This is a genomic window from Enterobacter sp. RHBSTW-01064, assembly GCF_014103035.1.
In the GTDB taxonomy this organism is placed as follows: domain Bacteria; phylum Pseudomonadota; class Gammaproteobacteria; order Enterobacterales; family Enterobacteriaceae; genus Enterobacter; species Enterobacter mori.
Genome location: NZ_JABXOU010000001.1, coordinates 1,035,849 through 1,049,617, shown reverse-complemented (window position 1 = coordinate 1,049,617; position 13,769 = coordinate 1,035,849). Strand labels below are relative to the sequence as shown.

The 13,769-nt window shown below is 51.2% G+C and carries 21 protein-coding genes and 1 pseudogene; 19 read left to right on the top strand and 3 right to left on the bottom strand.

Annotated features, from left to right (window positions below; translation table 11 throughout):
- Positions 1–84 precede the first annotated feature (84 nt).
- The 10 genes from HV355_RS04855 (at position 85) to HV355_RS24125 (ending at position 4,117) form a co-directional block, all read left to right on the top strand.
- Positions 85–984, top strand: a complete 900-nt coding sequence (locus HV355_RS04855; RefSeq protein ID WP_120157752.1) for a Dyp-type peroxidase — start codon at positions 85–87, stop codon at positions 982–984.
- Positions 985–1,556: 572 nt separating this feature from the next.
- On the top strand, positions 1,557–1,808 hold the full coding sequence (locus HV355_RS24150) for a lyase family protein (RefSeq protein ID WP_249420824.1): 252 nt from the start codon (positions 1,557–1,559) through the stop codon (positions 1,806–1,808).
- Complete coding sequence (locus HV355_RS24450; RefSeq protein WP_346010229.1) at positions 1,756–2,013, top strand: lyase family protein; 258 nt, start codon at positions 1,756–1,758, stop codon at positions 2,011–2,013. The genes HV355_RS24150 and HV355_RS24450 overlap by 53 nt, the downstream gene beginning before the upstream one ends.
- A 146-nt stretch (positions 2,014–2,159) precedes the next feature.
- Positions 2,160–2,345 (top strand): lyase family protein, encoded by a 186-nt coding sequence (locus HV355_RS24445; protein ID WP_346010228.1) that lies wholly within the window; start codon positions 2,160–2,162, stop codon positions 2,343–2,345.
- Between the two features lie 110 nt (positions 2,346–2,455).
- The gene (locus HV355_RS24145; RefSeq protein ID WP_249420823.1) at positions 2,456–2,788 is read left to right on the top strand and encodes a hypothetical protein; all 333 of its coding nucleotides are present in this window, start codon (positions 2,456–2,458) and stop codon (positions 2,786–2,788) included.
- A 63-nt stretch (positions 2,789–2,851) separates the two neighbouring features.
- Positions 2,852–3,340: an anaerobic C4-dicarboxylate transporter family protein gene (locus HV355_RS24140; RefSeq protein ID WP_249420822.1), complete on the top strand. Its 489-nt coding sequence runs from the start codon at positions 2,852–2,854 to the stop codon at positions 3,338–3,340.
- Positions 3,300–3,431 (top strand): hypothetical protein, encoded by a 132-nt coding sequence (locus tag HV355_RS24370; RefSeq protein ID WP_275943566.1) that lies wholly within the window; start codon positions 3,300–3,302, stop codon positions 3,429–3,431. The genes HV355_RS24140 and HV355_RS24370 overlap by 41 nt, the downstream gene beginning before the upstream one ends.
- 20 nt (positions 3,432–3,451) lie before the next feature.
- The gene (locus HV355_RS24135; protein WP_249420821.1) at positions 3,452–3,706 is read left to right on the top strand and encodes an anaerobic C4-dicarboxylate transporter family protein; all 255 of its coding nucleotides are present in this window, start codon (positions 3,452–3,454) and stop codon (positions 3,704–3,706) included.
- On the top strand, positions 3,696–3,827 hold the full coding sequence (locus tag HV355_RS24130) for an anaerobic C4-dicarboxylate transporter family protein (protein WP_346010227.1): 132 nt from the start codon (positions 3,696–3,698) through the stop codon (positions 3,825–3,827). The genes HV355_RS24135 and HV355_RS24130 overlap by 11 nt, the downstream gene beginning before the upstream one ends.
- Positions 3,785–4,117: an anaerobic C4-dicarboxylate transporter family protein gene (locus tag HV355_RS24125; RefSeq protein WP_249420819.1), complete on the top strand. Its 333-nt coding sequence runs from the start codon at positions 3,785–3,787 to the stop codon at positions 4,115–4,117. The genes HV355_RS24130 and HV355_RS24125 overlap by 43 nt, the downstream gene beginning before the upstream one ends.
- A gap of 384 nt (positions 4,118–4,501) precedes the next feature.
- Here HV355_RS24125 and HV355_RS24120 read toward each other — a convergent pair whose 3' ends face one another.
- The gene (locus HV355_RS24120) at positions 4,502–4,693 is read right to left on the bottom strand and encodes an anaerobic C4-dicarboxylate transporter family protein (protein WP_346010226.1); all 192 of its coding nucleotides are present in this window, start codon (positions 4,691–4,693) and stop codon (positions 4,502–4,504) included.
- A 158-nt stretch (positions 4,694–4,851) separates the two neighbouring features.
- On the bottom strand, positions 4,852–5,484 hold the full coding sequence (locus tag HV355_RS24115; RefSeq protein WP_249420818.1) for an anaerobic C4-dicarboxylate transporter family protein: 633 nt from the start codon (positions 5,482–5,484) through the stop codon (positions 4,852–4,854).
- 272 nt (positions 5,485–5,756) lie between these two features.
- Between HV355_RS24115 and HV355_RS24440 the strand changes: the two genes are divergently transcribed.
- The 9 genes and pseudogenes from HV355_RS24440 to pdxK all read left to right on the top strand — a co-directional run bounded on the left by HV355_RS24440 (position 5,757) and on the right by pdxK (position 13,191).
- Complete coding sequence (locus HV355_RS24440) at positions 5,757–6,035, top strand: GntR family transcriptional regulator (protein ID WP_346010232.1); 279 nt, start codon at positions 5,757–5,759, stop codon at positions 6,033–6,035.
- A 105-nt stretch (positions 6,036–6,140) separates the two neighbouring features.
- The gene (locus HV355_RS24110; RefSeq protein ID WP_346010225.1) at positions 6,141–6,356 is read left to right on the top strand and encodes an FCD domain-containing protein; all 216 of its coding nucleotides are present in this window, start codon (positions 6,141–6,143) and stop codon (positions 6,354–6,356) included.
- Between the two features lie 201 nt (positions 6,357–6,557).
- A pseudogene (ucpA, locus tag HV355_RS04830) lies at positions 6,558–7,346 on the top strand (SDR family oxidoreductase UcpA).
- A 167-nt stretch (positions 7,347–7,513) separates the two neighbouring features.
- The gene (gene cysP / locus HV355_RS04825; RefSeq protein ID WP_010433770.1) at positions 7,514–8,527 is read left to right on the top strand and encodes a thiosulfate/sulfate ABC transporter substrate-binding protein CysP; all 1,014 of its coding nucleotides are present in this window, start codon (positions 7,514–7,516) and stop codon (positions 8,525–8,527) included.
- Positions 8,527–9,360, top strand: a complete 834-nt coding sequence (gene cysT / locus HV355_RS04820; protein ID WP_126544309.1) for a sulfate/thiosulfate ABC transporter permease CysT — start codon at positions 8,527–8,529, stop codon at positions 9,358–9,360. Before cysP ends, cysT begins: the two co-directional genes overlap by 1 nt.
- Positions 9,360–10,235: a sulfate/thiosulfate ABC transporter permease CysW gene (cysW, locus tag HV355_RS04815; protein WP_010433766.1), complete on the top strand. Its 876-nt coding sequence runs from the start codon at positions 9,360–9,362 to the stop codon at positions 10,233–10,235. The genes cysT and cysW overlap by 1 nt, the downstream gene beginning before the upstream one ends.
- Positions 10,225–11,319 (top strand): sulfate/thiosulfate ABC transporter ATP-binding protein CysA, encoded by a 1,095-nt coding sequence (gene cysA, locus HV355_RS04810; RefSeq protein ID WP_042716105.1) that lies wholly within the window; start codon positions 10,225–10,227, stop codon positions 11,317–11,319. The genes cysW and cysA overlap by 11 nt, the downstream gene beginning before the upstream one ends.
- A gap of 118 nt (positions 11,320–11,437) precedes the next feature.
- On the top strand, positions 11,438–12,349 hold the full coding sequence (gene cysM / locus HV355_RS04805) for a cysteine synthase CysM (protein WP_182401065.1): 912 nt from the start codon (positions 11,438–11,440) through the stop codon (positions 12,347–12,349).
- Between the two features lie 5 nt (positions 12,350–12,354).
- Positions 12,355–13,191: a pyridoxine/pyridoxal/pyridoxamine kinase gene (gene pdxK, locus HV355_RS04800; RefSeq protein ID WP_182401063.1), complete on the top strand. Its 837-nt coding sequence runs from the start codon at positions 12,355–12,357 to the stop codon at positions 13,189–13,191.
- A gap of 44 nt (positions 13,192–13,235) precedes the next feature.
- Here the strand turns inward: pdxK and crr are convergent, their stop codons facing one another.
- A complete protein-coding gene (gene crr, locus HV355_RS04795) occupies positions 13,236–13,745 on the bottom strand; it encodes a PTS glucose transporter subunit IIA (RefSeq protein WP_003861316.1) in 510 nt (169 codons plus the stop codon).
- Positions 13,746–13,769: the final 24 nt, after the last annotated feature.

The following is a 13,769-nucleotide window of genomic DNA, read 5'->3' as shown; positions in this document are numbered from 1 at the left end:
TGAACAAACCGTCTTGCTGAAATCCGGGTATAATAGCCGCCATCAATGCCACGCTGACGTGGCATCTTTATTTCAGGAGGAGCGATGTCTCAGGTTCAGAGTGGCATTTTGCCAGAACATTGCCGCGCGGCGATTTGGATTGAAGCCAATGTTAAAGGGGACGTGGATGCCCTGCGTGCGGCCAGTAAAGTGTTCGTTGATAAACTGGCGACCTTCCAGGCTAAATTCCCGGAAGCCCACCTCGGTGCCGTTGTCGCCTTTGGCAATAACGTCTGGCGTCAGCTGAGCGGTGGCGAAGGGGCGGAAGAGTTAAAAGACTTTATTCCTTACGGCAAAGGCCTTGCACCCGCCACGCAGTACGACGTGCTGATCCACATTCTTTCCCTGCGTCACGACGTGAACTTCTCCGTAGCCCAGTCTGCTGTTGAGGCCTTTGGCGACAGCATCGAGGTGCAGGAAGAGGTTCACGGCTTCCGCTGGGTGGAGGAGCGCGATCTGAGCGGCTTCGTTGACGGCACCGAAAACCCGGCAGGCGAAGAGACGCGTCGCGACGTGGCGGTGATCAAAGACGGTGTGGACGCGGGCGGCAGCTACGTGTTCGTGCAGCGCTGGGAGCACAACCTCAAGCAGCTTAACCGCATGAGCGTGCACGACCAGGAGATGATGATTGGCCGAACCAAAGAAGCCAACGAAGAGATCGACGGCGATGACCGTCCCGTTACCTCTCACCTGACCCGCGTTGACCTCAAAGAAGACGGAAAAGGGCTGAAGATTGTCCGCCAGAGCCTGCCGTACGGTACGGCCAGCGGCACGCACGGCCTTTACTTCTGCGCCTACTGCGCGCGCCTGTATAACATTGAACAGCAACTGCTGAGCATGTTTGGTGATACCGACGGCAAGCGCGACGCCATGCTGCGCTTCACGAAACCGGTGACCGGCGGCTACTACTTCGCCCCGTCCGTTGAGCGCCTGCTGGCGCTGTAATGACCAGATGGCGCTGATGCCGCCATCTGGCACAATATAGCTCCCTTGAACCACCCAACGTCCGCCATGCTGATGATGCACTCGCGTTGACGCTCATCCTGAAAATCACCTCCCACGTTCATTATTATTTACCTGCCAGTTTATGGTTATGAGAACGGTATTAAATGGAATTATTTAAATTAATAAACTATTAATGCCAATTTATTACTTTAAAAATTCTGAATATATCTCAATTAAATCACAATTTAAATGTGAGGAAGATCAGATTTTTAATACAATTTATGAAAATAAAATAAATAATAAGTGTAATTAATTTCACTATAAATTGATTTAATGTCTTCATTTGTTGACGAATTAAAATGGCTGTCTTGTAATCTGAAAATGACCGAAAATAACGGAATTTATATTTAACCATTTTGCAACAAAGGGTCATTGGAGGTTTATGTCTACAAAATTATGGGGTGGGCGTTTTGATATGCCTACAAATAAACTGGTCGAATCTTATAATGCGACAATTATGCTGGAACAACGTCTCTGCCCTTTGATATTCAGGGAGTATTGCTCACGCCACTATGCTGGGCCGTCAGGGGATTATCACGCAGGATGAAGCGAATGCGATTATTGGCGGGTTAAGGCAGGTCAATAAAGAGATTGAGGAAGGGCAATTCGTTTTTGATACCGTTGATGAAGATATTCATATGGCGATAGAAAGACGTATGACAGAAATAATTGGTCCTGTTGGCGGGAAGCTACATACTGGCCGCAGTCGTAATGACCAGACGACTGTCGATTCGAAAAATGCACATGAGATCGACTATTCGTGAAATTCAGCAGGATATCGTTCATCTACAAAAAGTTATTGTCAGCAAGGCTGAAAATAACATTAATGCGATCATGCCTGGCTATACTCATTTACAGACCGGTCAGCCTATTCTTCTGTCGCACTGGATAATGGCATATTATTGGATGTTACGCCGTGACTGGACTCGTTTTGCAGACCTTTATCAACGCATGGGGAATGCCCTTTAGGTTCAGCAGCCCTTGCCGGTACTACTTTCCCCATTGATCGTGATTTCACGGCTAAAGAGCTTGGCTTTGACAAGCCGACTGAAAAGCAGTATTGATTCTGTCAGCGATCGTGACCATATGGTTGAATTCACTGCCGCCGCTGCTATGTGCTTTATGCATCTTACCCGTTTGTCAGAAGAACTGGTTTATTCTCAAGTCAGGATTTTAAATTTATTGAGCTTTCAGATGATTTCTGTACCGGTTCCAGCATCATGCCACAGAAGAAAAACCCGACGTGGCTGAAAATGCGCGGTAAAGGGGGGCGTATGTACGGAAATCTAATGGCGTGTTGACCATTATGAAAGGTATCCTCTGGCTTATAATACTGATATGAGTGAGGATAAAGAGCAGGTCTATGACTCATGGATACCTTACAGACCAAGTCTGAAAATTATGCGCGCCGATGCTCGAAAAAATGGTTATTCTTTCAGATAATACTCGCAGCGCAGCGGCAGAGGATTTTCAAACGCAACCGATATGGCTGACTACGGTTCGTAAAGGCATTCCTTTTAGAGAAGCTCACCATATTGTTGGCAGTGCTGTTAATTACTGTATAAAACATAGAAAAATGTTGGAAGAGCTTACTCTGGATGAATTCCACCATTTGATGATAAAATCGAAAATGATATTTATGAGAGTATATCTCTCGAAGCATGTATTAAATCAAGAATGTCTTATGGTGGCACAGGGACTGATGCTGTTAAAAAACAGATCGAAATTGCTAAATCATATTTAAACTAATCCCGAGCATAGTAATATCTCCCGGATGCAATATCCGGGAGACGCTTTGAGGTGAAAAATGGATGCTTTATTTTTTATACAATTATTTATTGTACTCGCCTGTATTGGTATAGGCGGACGTTATGGCGGAATGGGGCTGGGTGCTGGTGGAGGACTTGGTGTTGCAATATTAGTTCTGGGTTTTGGACTAAAACCCTCCGCACCATCTATTACTGCAATGCTAATTATTATTTGTGTGATTGGCGCTGTCAACGTATTACAGGCCGCTGGTGGGCTTGATTATCTGGTGCGCGTGGCTGAAAAATTACTCCGTAAAAAACCACAGGCAATTACTTTTGTTGCCCCCATATTAACTTCCATATTTACGCTATTCTGTGTGGGACTACTTACGTTGCTTTCTCTTTGTATCCGGTTGTCGCTGAAGTTGCTGCTGAAGCAAAGGTCCGTCCGGGCGAGCGTTGTCCGCAACGGTTATTGCGGCCAGTGTCGCGGTTGCTGCCAGTCCGATGAGTGCGGCAACCGCGGGGATGCTGGCTATTCTGCATGAATATGCCGGGATTAGCCTTGGGCAAATACTGACGATTGCTCTCCCATCATTCTTTTATGGCAGCTATTGTTACCAGCTTTTCTGTTTATAAACGCGGAAAAGAGCTGGAGGATGATCCGGAATTCCAGAGGAGAGTTGCTGCTGGTGAATATGAGTTCATGCATACTGAGCAGAAAAAAAGAATTTGTTGCTTCAGCTGGCGCTAAAAAAGGTGTCGTTATCTTTGCGATTGGTGTGGTACTGGTACTTATTTTAGGTTCTTTTACTGAGTTACTCCCTTCCGGGATGGAAAAAAGACTATCAACCCCAATGGTTATTCAGATGGTCATGTTGACAGCCGCGTTGTTTATTATGATTGTCGAGTAAAGTACCAAGTAGTACCTTGAATAGCGGCTCAGTCTTCCGTGCAGGTTTGATGGGAGTGGTAGCAATACTCGGTGTTTCATGGATGACGGCGACGTTTTTGATGCCTATCAGCCAGAACTGATTAAGGTTTTTGGTGGCATTGTCAATGATGCACCAATGCTATTTGGTGTGGTTGTATTCTTGTTCTCGCTGGTCATTATGAGCCCGGCGGCGACGGTAGCCGCCATCATGCCACTCGGTGTTACCTTAGGTATTCCAGCCCCGTTTCTTATCGCTATTTTTGCATGTACCTGTGGTGACTTTATTATACTCGGAGCAAATCAAATCGGCTTTGTTGCATTTGATCGAACAGGTACCACAAAGATGGACGCTTTGTTGTCAACCATAGCTATATTCGTCCGGGCTTTGTGATGGTTATCTCTCAGGTAATTTTGCTTATCTCATTGCTCAGGTTGTTCTGTAAAGTACATTCTATGGGAAAATTGCAGTGGCGCTATTCAGAAGTGAGTAACAGGCATCCTCTCTGAATTCATTCAGGGGATGCCATGAAGAAAGGTTTACCACAATTAAATTGCTCTCTCACTACATCAGCATTTTGGAAAAAGGAAGCAAAAGGGTTGATGCTACAACGGTAACAAGACCAGGTAGCATGTAACTGTGATTAACCACATACTTGCCAATTCGAGTTGTCCCGGTACGATCAAACGCCACACAGCCAATCTGTGCCCCCCGAATAATGAATGATCCACAAGTCAGCGGGAGCAGAGGCGACCCGGTTTTCTGCCGGATATCCCATTAACACGCCAGCGGGGGTAGCGCTACAGCAGTCGCTGCGGGGCTATAAATTACGGCTGAAAGACCAAAAACAATAATGCCGAACAAGACTGGATTCTGAAAACCGTGGAAAGCCGTGTTAAATAACTCGTGCCATGCCTCAAAAAAGGAGTTCATCATCCATGACAGACCAAATATGGCGACAACACCCACAAGACCAGCTTTAAAAACAGAACCTGAATCGAGATTTTGACGGAGAAATTCGACATACCATCATAATAATACATGCTGTTGTCAAGCATAACTATTTGCAGCGTGGTAGGGATACTCATCGCTCCATTCCGGTACCGTTATTCCACTCAGGACGTAATTCAGGAATTGAACCCATAAGTACGACCAGAATGATACCGGTAAGGAAAATCAGCAATCCTCTTCGCCTCTTTTGTCACTATATTGGCTGTTCGCTCTTCAGCTTTTACTGATTCAAACTCACCTTCAGCAACCCTGCGTTGGAATTCCGGATCATTTTTAAGCTCATGACCTCTTTTAAAGACGAACAGGCAGCCGACAACGCAGCCAAGGAACGTTCCGGGAACGGTGACTAACAAGATATCTAAAGCAGAGACATGTAATCCAGCAAGGACAGCAATTGTCCCTGTAACGACCGCACTGACCGGGCTGGCAATAAGCCCAAAATTGGCAGCGATTACTGACATCGACATGGCCCTCTCTGGCCGTACTACGGCATCTGCTGCAATTTCAGCAATGACTGGATAAACCGAAAAGGCAACATATCCTGTTCCGCAGATAGCAGTAAAAAGGTAAGCGACTGCGGGGCCGAGGAAAGTGATCGCGCCCGGCCACTTTCTGAGGATCCGTTCTGCCATCGTAACGAATAAATCAAGCCCGCCAGCCGCCTGGAGGATTGTGATGCAAGTGATAACCGCAAGGATAATAGAAATAACAGTGAAAGGAGGTGAGTCGGGAGGGAGTCCAAAAACCAAAAGTCAGGATAGCGAGTCCTAACCGCCAGCAGCCCCCAGGCCAATCCCACCAAACGCCCACCTATACCGATACATATAAGTACTATCGCAAACTGAGTTACGAATAACACCATAATTAATTCCTTTTATTAACAAATGGCTTGGTATAATTTGAATAATAGGGCTATAATCTTACCATAACAGTATATTAAGCAATCTAACTTATTAGATTATTTATACTCATCAGTTTTGCAGCACTTTAATCCGAGAGTGTTTATGGATAACAAAACGAACTGTTTGAAAGTATTAAAAATTATCTGCTTGATGATGCTAACCGTAATGCTGATGGTCGCATTGAAACTGAAACTGAGCTTGCCGTTCGTTTTAATACATCAAGATATAAAGTTCGTCAGGCGCTTAGCACACTGGTACAGATGGGAATGTTGGAACGATCTCCTCGTCGTGGCAGCGTCTTGAAGAATTTGGAACAGCACAACATCAATCACCAGTTGTTAATGCAGTTTGATTTGTCTGGGTTTGATATCACAGAATTTACAGAGGCAAGGATCTGATTGAGTGCGCGATTATCCCTCTGGCAACGCGTAGAATTTTTCCGGCGATGCTCTCCAAACTTGAAAATGAGCTAAGGCTTATTGAAAAGAATGCGGATAACCCGTGTGGCCGATCGTCACGATAGAGATTTTCATTTGCTCTTGCTACAGGCGAGTGGCAACCGGGTGCTGCAGGTTTTCTCTGATGTCCTCATTACTTATTTTGAGAAAACAAGGGAGTCGTTACCTGCGAACGATCGTCAGTATTTTCTTGATACGGCGGCAAAACAGAGGGAAATACTGCTTCATATTAAAAAGGATGCGCAGATGGCATCAGGTTGATGAGAGCACATTTGCTGGAAAAACGGCTGTAAGTCTTCTGTTAACTTTGGTCAGAGCATGTTTACTATTGGGTCCCCGCAATGCCGGGGACTTTTTACCTGAGATTAACCTGATTTAGTGAGCTATTCCTCAGCACCATTTGTTATTGCTGTCTTCTGCGTGAATGAAGCGAATGCTTCATATTCAAAGGAGAATATTGAAATGGGAAAACTCACGGGCAAAACGGCATTGATTACGGGCGCATCTCAGGGTATTGGCGAAGGGATCGCCAGAACATTTGCCCGCCATGGCGCGAACCTAATCCTGCTGGATATCTCCGATGAGATTGAAAAACTGGCGGATGAGTTGGCTGGGCGCGGGCACCGTTGCACCGCCGTTCACGCTGACGTCAGAGATTTTGCGTCGGTCACGGAAGCGGTAAAACGCGCGAAGAAGATTGAGGCAAAATCGATATTCTGGTCAACAATGCGGGCGTATGTCGCCTCGGCAACTTCCTTGATATGAGCGATGAGATCGCGGTTTCCACATTGATATCAACATTAAAGGCGTCTGGAACGTGACGAAAGCCGTTCTGCCGGAGATGATTGCGCGCAAAGACGGGCGCATCGTGATGATGTCCTCTGTGACCGGCGATATGGTTGCCGATCCGGGCGAAACGGCCTACGCGCTGTCGAAAGCCGCAATCATTGGTTTGACCAAATCTCTGGCGGTGGAATACGCGCAGTCCGGCATTCGCGTTAATGCTATTTGCCCAGGCTACGTTCGTACGCCGATGGCGGAAAATATCGCTCGTCAGTCTAATCCGGAGGATCCTGAATCCGTATTAGTCGAAATGGCAAAAGCGATCGATGCGCCGCTTGGCCTGCCCACTTGAGGTCGGTGAACTGGCGGCATTCCTGGCGTCGGATGAGTCCAGTTACTTAACTGGCACGCAAAAACGTGATTGATGGCGGCAGCACCCTGCCTGAAAGCGTTAGCGTCGGCGTCTGATTGATGCCGGTCTCCTCCCGTGCGCTGGGGTGAGGGCCATCAGGCCGCACCCCTTATTCCCTTTTCTGCTTCTAAATCACCAAACGGTATATAAAACCGTTACTCCTTTCGACCTCGTTATAAATATTATGACTATAAGATAGTCATCACATTTATAAGGGTGCGCAATGGCCGTTACTGTACTAAAAAAAGGATCGCTGGCACTGGCAGGTTTACTGCTGGTGGCGCAGGCGCAGGCAACCGAGCTGCTTAACAGTTCGTATGATGTCTCCCGCGAGCTGTTTGCCGCCCTTAACCCACCGTTTGAACAGCAGTGGGCAAAAGACAATAACGGCGACAAGCTGACCATCAAGCAGTCCCACGCCGGTTCATCCAAACAGGCGCTGGCCATCCTGCAGGGACTGAAGGCCGATGTGGTGACCTATAACCAGGTGACTGACGTGCAGATCCTGCACGATAAAGGCAAGCTGCTCCCGGCGGACTGGCAGAGCCGTCTGCCGAACAACAGCTCGCCGTTCTATTCCACCATGGGCTTCCTGGTGCGCAAGGGCAACCCGAAGAACATCCACGACTGGAACGACCTGGTGCGTTCCGACGTAAAACTGATTTTCCCGAACCCAAAAACCTCTGGCAACGCGCGTTATACCTATCTGGCGGCATGGGGCGCGGCGGATAAAGCTGACGGTAACGATAAAGCGAAGACCGAGCAGTTCATGACCCAGTTCCTGAAAAACGTCGAAGTGTTTGATACCGGCGGCCGCGGCGCGACCACAACCTTCGCGGAGCGTGGTCTGGGCGATGTCCTGATCAGCTTCGAGTCCGAAGTAAACAATATCCGTAAACAGTACGAAGCGCAGGGCTTCGAAGTGGTTATCCCGAAAACGAACATTCTGGCCGAGTTCCCGGTGGCCTGGGTGGATAAAAACGTGCAGGCAAACGGTACCGAGAAAGCGGCAAAAGCCTATCTCAACTACCTGTACAGCCCGCAGGCGCAGACCATCATTACCGATTACTACTACCGCGTGAATAACCCGGACGTGATGAACAAGCTGAAAGATAAATTCCCGCAGACCGATTTGTTCCGCGTGGAAGACCATTTCGGCTCATGGCCTGAAGTGATGAAAACGCATTTTGTCAGCGGCGGTGAGTTAGATAAATTGCTGGCGGCGGGGCGTAAGTAATGTTTGCAGTATCGACAAAACGCGTGCTGCCGGGCTTTACCTTAAGCCTCGGAACCAGCCTGCTGTACGTCTGCCTGATTTTGTTGTTACCGCTCAGCGCGCTGGTGGTGCAGCTCTCTGATATGAGCTGGGCCCAGTACTGGGAGGTGATCACCAACCCGCAGGTGGTGGCGGCCTATAAGGTAACGCTGCTGTCGGCGTTTGTGGCGTCGATTTTTAACGGCGTGTTCGGCCTGCTGATGGCGTGGATCTTAACCCGCTACCGCTTCCCGGGCCGCACGCTGCTTGATGCGTTGATGGATCTGCCGTTTGCACTGCCGACGGCGGTGGCGGGCTTAACGCTGGCGTCGCTGTTCTCGGTGAACGGTTTTTACGGCGAGTGGCTGGCGAAGTTTGATATCAAAGTGACCTATACCTGGCTCGGTATCGCGGTAGCGATGGCCTTCACCAGCATTCCGTTTGTGGTGCGAACCGTACAGCCGGTACTGGAAGATTTAGGCCCGGAATATGAAGAAGCGGCGGAAACGCTGGGGGCGACGCGCTGGCAGAGTTTCCGCAAGGTTGTGCTGCCAGAGCTTTCTCCGGCGCTGCTGGCGGGCGTGGCGCTCTCCTTCACCCGTAGCCTCGGCGAGTTTGGTGCGGTGATCTTCATCGCCGGGAACATCGCGTGGAAAACGGAAGTGACCTCGCTGATGATTTTTGTGCGTTTGCAGGAGTTTGATTATCCGGCTGCGAGCGCGATTGCTTCGGTGATCCTCGCCGCGTCGCTGCTGCTGCTGTACTCGATTAACACTCTGCAAAGTCGCTTTGGTCGACGTGTGGTAGGTCACTGATGGCGGAAGTTACTCAATTGAAGCGTTACGATGCGCCCCGCATCAACTGGGCAAAATGGTTTCTGATTGGGACGGGCGTGCTGGTATCCGCACTTATTCTCGTTGTGCCAACGGTCTATATCTTTGTCCAGGCATTCAGTAAAGGGATTATGCCCGCGCTGGAAAATCTGGCGGACCCGGATATGCTGCACGCCATCTGGCTGACCGTGTTGATTGCGCTGATCACGGTACCGGTCAACCTGGTATTCGGTACGCTGCTGGCCTGGCTGGTGACGCGCTTCAACTTCCCGGGTCGTCAGATGCTGTTGACCCTGTTGGATATTCCGTTTGCCGTGTCGCCAGTTGTTGCCGGTCTGGTTTACCTGCTCTTTTACGGCTCTAACGGCCCGCTGGGCGGCTGGCTGGATGAGCATAACCTGCAGATTATGTTCGCCTGGCCGGGCATGGTGCTGGTGACTATCTTTGTGACCTGTCCGTTTGTGGTGCGTGAACTGGTGCCGGTGATGTTAAGCCAGGGGAGCAATGAAGACGAAGCGGCGGTGCTGCTGGGTGCGTCAGGCTGGCAGATGTTCCGTCGCGTGACGCTGCCGAATATCCGCTGGGCGCTGCTCTACGGCGTGGTGCTGACCAACGCCCGCGCGATTGGGGAGTTCGGGGCCGTTTCTGTTGTATCCGGTTCCATCCGCGGTGAAACGCTGTCGTTGCCGTTACAGATTGAACTGCTGCAGCAGGACTACAACACCATCGGCTCCTTTACTGCCGCAGCGTTGCTAACGCTGATGGCGATTTTGACCCTGTTTTTGAAGAGTGTGGTGCAGTGGCGTTTAGAGAATCAGGAAAAACGTCTGCATCAGGAGGGAAATCATGAGCATTGAGATTGCCAATATTAAGAAGTCTTTTGGTCGCACCCAGGTGCTGAATGATATCTCGCTGGATATCCCTTCCGGACAAATGGTCGCGCTGCTGGGGCCGTCAGGTTCCGGTAAAACCACGCTGCTGCGTATTATCGCCGGGCTTGAGCATCAGACCAGCGGACATATCCGCTTTCACGGCACCGACGTGAGCCGCCTGCATGCCCGCGATCGTAAAGTAGGCTTTGTGTTCCAGCATTACGCGCTGTTCCGTCATATGACGGTGTTCGACAACATCGCGTTTGGTCTGACGGTGCTGCCGCGTCGCGAGCGTCCAAATGCGGCAACTATCAAAGCGAAAGTGACCAAACTGCTGGAGATGGTGCAGCTTGCGCATCTGGCAGACCGTTTCCCTGCCCAGCTGTCCGGCGGGCAGAAACAGCGCGTGGCGCTGGCGCGCGCGTTAGCCGTTGAGCCGCAAATTCTGCTGCTGGATGAACCCTTCGGCGCGCTGGACGCGCAGGTGCGTAAAGAGCTGCGTCGCTGGCTGCGTCAGCTTCATGAAGAGCTGAAGTTCACCAGCGTCTTCGTCACCCACGATCAGGAAGAAGCGATGGAAGTCGCGGACCGCGTGGTGGTGATGAGCCAGGGGAACATCGAGCAGGTTGACGAGCCTGAACAGCTTTGGCGTGAACCGGCGACCCGTTTTGTCCTGGAGTTTATGGGCGAAGTGAACCGTCTACAGGGGACCATTCGCGGCGGTCAGTTCCACGTCGGCGCGCACCGCTGGCCGCTGGGCTATACCTCCGCGCATCAGGGGCCGGTCGATCTGTTCCTGCGCCCGTGGGAAGTGGACGTCAGCCGTCGCACCAGCCTGGATTCACCGCTGCCGGTACAGGTGCTGGAAGCTAGCCCTAAAGGTCACTACACCCAATTGGTGGTACAGCCGCTGGGCTGGTATACGGAGCCGCTGACCGTGGTGATGCGCGACGAAGAGCCGCCGCACCGGGGTGAGCGGCTGTTTGTCGGGCTGCAGCATGCGCGTATTTATCATGGGAAGGAGCGCATCGAGACGCGCGAGGATATTGCTCTGGCAGAGACAGCCTGATAGGTTATTAGGATGTTTATCGCCCGGTGGCGCTGCGCTTACCGGGCCTACAGTTATCACTGCGTCTTGTAGGCCGGGTAAGCGAAGCGCCACCCGGCTTTTTTATTGAGTAAAAAACGTGAATACACTCGAAAACACCATCGGCAACACGCCTCTGGTCAAGCTTCAGCGCATGGGGCCAGACAACGGCAGCGAAATTTGGGTCAAACTCGAAGGCAATAACCCGGCGGGGTCGGTGAAAGACCGTGCCGCTCTGTCGATGATTGTTCAGGCCGAAAAACGCGGTGAAATCAAGCCGGGCGACGTGCTGATTGAGGCCACCAGCGGCAACACCGGTATCGCGCTGGCGATGATCGCCGCGCTGAAAGGCTACCGCATGAAGCTGCTGATGCCGGACAACATGAGCCAGGAGCGCCGCGCCGCGATGCGTGCCTACGGGGCCGAGCTGATTCTGGTGACCAAAGAGCAGGGTATGGAAGGCGCACGCGACTTAGCGTTAGAAATGGCCGAGCGCGGTGAAGGTAAACTGCTCGATCAGTTCAACAATCCGGACAACCCGTACGCGCACTACACCACCACCGGCCCGGAAATCTGGCAACAAACGGACGGGCGCATCACCCACTTTGTCTCCAGCATGGGGACAACCGGCACTATTACCGGAGTGTCGCGTTTCCTGCGCGAGCAGGAGAAAGCCGTCACCATTGTTGGCCTGCAGCCGGAAGAGGGGAGCAGCATCCCGGGGATTCGCCGCTGGCCGGCGGAATACATGCCGGGCATCTTTAATGCGCAGCTTGTGGATGAGGTGCTGGATCTTCACCAGCGCGAGGCGGAAAATACCATGCGTGAGCTGGCCGTGCGCGAAGGCATCTTCTGCGGCGTCAGTTCGGGCGGCGCGGTAGCGGGGGCGATTCGGGTGGCAAAGGCAAACCCGGGTGCCGTAGTGGTGGCAATTATTTGCGATCGCGGCGATCGTTATCTCTCTACCGGCGTCTTTGGTGAAGAGAGTTATTCGCAGGGGGCGGGGATTTAAGCGTCATGGAGATGATTCTATTCCGGGATAAAACCCGGGCGCAGCAAACCGATATTGTTGCGGTGCAGTCGCAGGTGGTTTACGGCAGCGTGGGCAACAGTATCGCTGTGCCAAATATTCGTACCCATCGGCTGAACGTGACTGCCGTGCCGACGGTGCTGTTTAGCAACACGCCGCACTACGACACCTTCTACGGTGGGGTGATCCCCGACGAGTGGTTTAGCGGCTACCTTAAGGCCCTGAACGAGCGCGAGATCCTGCGCGAGCTTAAGGCGGTCACCACCGGCTATATGGGCAGTGCCAGCCAGATAAAACTGTTGGCCCGGTGGCTCAAGACCATCAAAGTGCAGCATCCCGATCTGCTGGTGCTGGTCGACCCGGTTATCGGCGATATCGACAGCGGGATGTACGTGAAACCGGATATCCCTGAAGCCTATCGCGAGCATCTGCTGCCGCTGGCGCAGGGGATTACGCCGAACGTCTTTGAGCTGGAAGTGTTAAGCGGCAAACCGTGCCGTACTCCTGAATGCGCGATTGTCGCCGCACAGGGGTTGCTCTCAGATACGTTGAAATGGGTTGCGATCACCAGTGCGCCGGTGGCCGATGACCCGGAAAATATCCACGTGGTGCTGGTGAGTAAAGAAAGCGTGACCGTGAGCGCGCACCCTCGTGTCGAAACCGATCTGAAAGGGACGGGCGATCTGTTCTGTTCGGAGCTGGTCAGCGGAATTGTCGAAGGCAAAACCATTGCTGAGGCGATTCGCAAAGCAGGGGATCGGGTGACGGACGTGATGGTTTATACCCAGTCGAAAGGTTACGACGAGCTTATTCTCCCCGCATAAACAAAAATGGCGCCCGAAGGCGCCATTTCTTTGTGCGGCAAGAATTACTTCTTGATGCGGATAACCGGGGTTTCGCCCACGGTCACGCTGCCGGACAGTTTGATCAGTTCTTTGATTTCGTCCATGTTGGAGATAACAACCGGAGTCAGGGTAGACTTCGCTTTTTCTTCCAGCAGTGGCAGATCGAATTCAATCACCGGGTCGCCAACTTTAACGCGCTGGCCTTCTTCTGCGATACGCTTGAAGCCTTCGCCTTTCAGTTCAACGGTGTCGATACCGAAGTGAACGAACAGTTCGATACCGCTATCAGATTCGATAGAGAACGCATGGTTGGTTTCAAAAATTTTACCGATGGTGCCGTCAACTGGAGCAACCATTTTGTTGCCAGTTGGTTTGATAGCAATGCCATCACCAACGATTTTCTCAGCAAACACTACATCCGGCACGTCTTCGATGTTGACGATCTCGCCGGAGAGCGGAGCAACAATCTCAATAGTTCCGGAGTCTTTCTTATCATCAGAAACCAGAGATTTCAGTTTATCGAACAAACCCATGATCTTCTCCTAAGCAGTAAATTG

Coding starts and splice junctions, on each gene's coding strand:
- HV355_RS04855 (WP_120157752.1), top strand. CDS start 85: ATGTCTCAGGTTCAGAGTGGCATTTTGCCAGAACATTGCCGCGCGGCG.
- HV355_RS24150 (WP_249420824.1), top strand. CDS start 1,557: ATGCTGGGCCGTCAGGGGATTATCACGCAGGATGAAGCGAATGCGATT.
- HV355_RS24450 (WP_346010229.1), top strand. CDS start 1,756: ATGACCAGACGACTGTCGATTCGAAAAATGCACATGAGATCGACTATT.
- HV355_RS24145 (WP_249420823.1), top strand. CDS start 2,456: ATGCTCGAAAAAATGGTTATTCTTTCAGATAATACTCGCAGCGCAGCG.
- HV355_RS24140 (WP_249420822.1), top strand. CDS start 2,852: ATGGATGCTTTATTTTTTATACAATTATTTATTGTACTCGCCTGTATT.
- HV355_RS24370 (WP_275943566.1), top strand. CDS start 3,300: ATGAGTGCGGCAACCGCGGGGATGCTGGCTATTCTGCATGAATATGCC.
- HV355_RS24135 (WP_249420821.1), top strand. CDS start 3,452: ATGATCCGGAATTCCAGAGGAGAGTTGCTGCTGGTGAATATGAGTTCA.
- HV355_RS24125 (WP_249420819.1), top strand. CDS start 3,785: ATGGATGACGGCGACGTTTTTGATGCCTATCAGCCAGAACTGATTAAG.
- cysP (WP_010433770.1), top strand. CDS start 7,514: ATGGCCGTTACTGTACTAAAAAAAGGATCGCTGGCACTGGCAGGTTTA.
- cysT (WP_126544309.1), top strand. CDS start 8,527: ATGTTTGCAGTATCGACAAAACGCGTGCTGCCGGGCTTTACCTTAAGC.
- cysW (WP_010433766.1), top strand. CDS start 9,360: ATGGCGGAAGTTACTCAATTGAAGCGTTACGATGCGCCCCGCATCAAC.
- cysA (WP_042716105.1), top strand. CDS start 10,225: ATGAGCATTGAGATTGCCAATATTAAGAAGTCTTTTGGTCGCACCCAG.
- pdxK (WP_182401063.1), top strand. CDS start 12,355: ATGGAGATGATTCTATTCCGGGATAAAACCCGGGCGCAGCAAACCGAT.
- crr (WP_003861316.1), bottom strand. CDS start 13,745: ATGGGTTTGTTCGATAAACTGAAATCTCTGGTTTCTGATGATAAGAAA.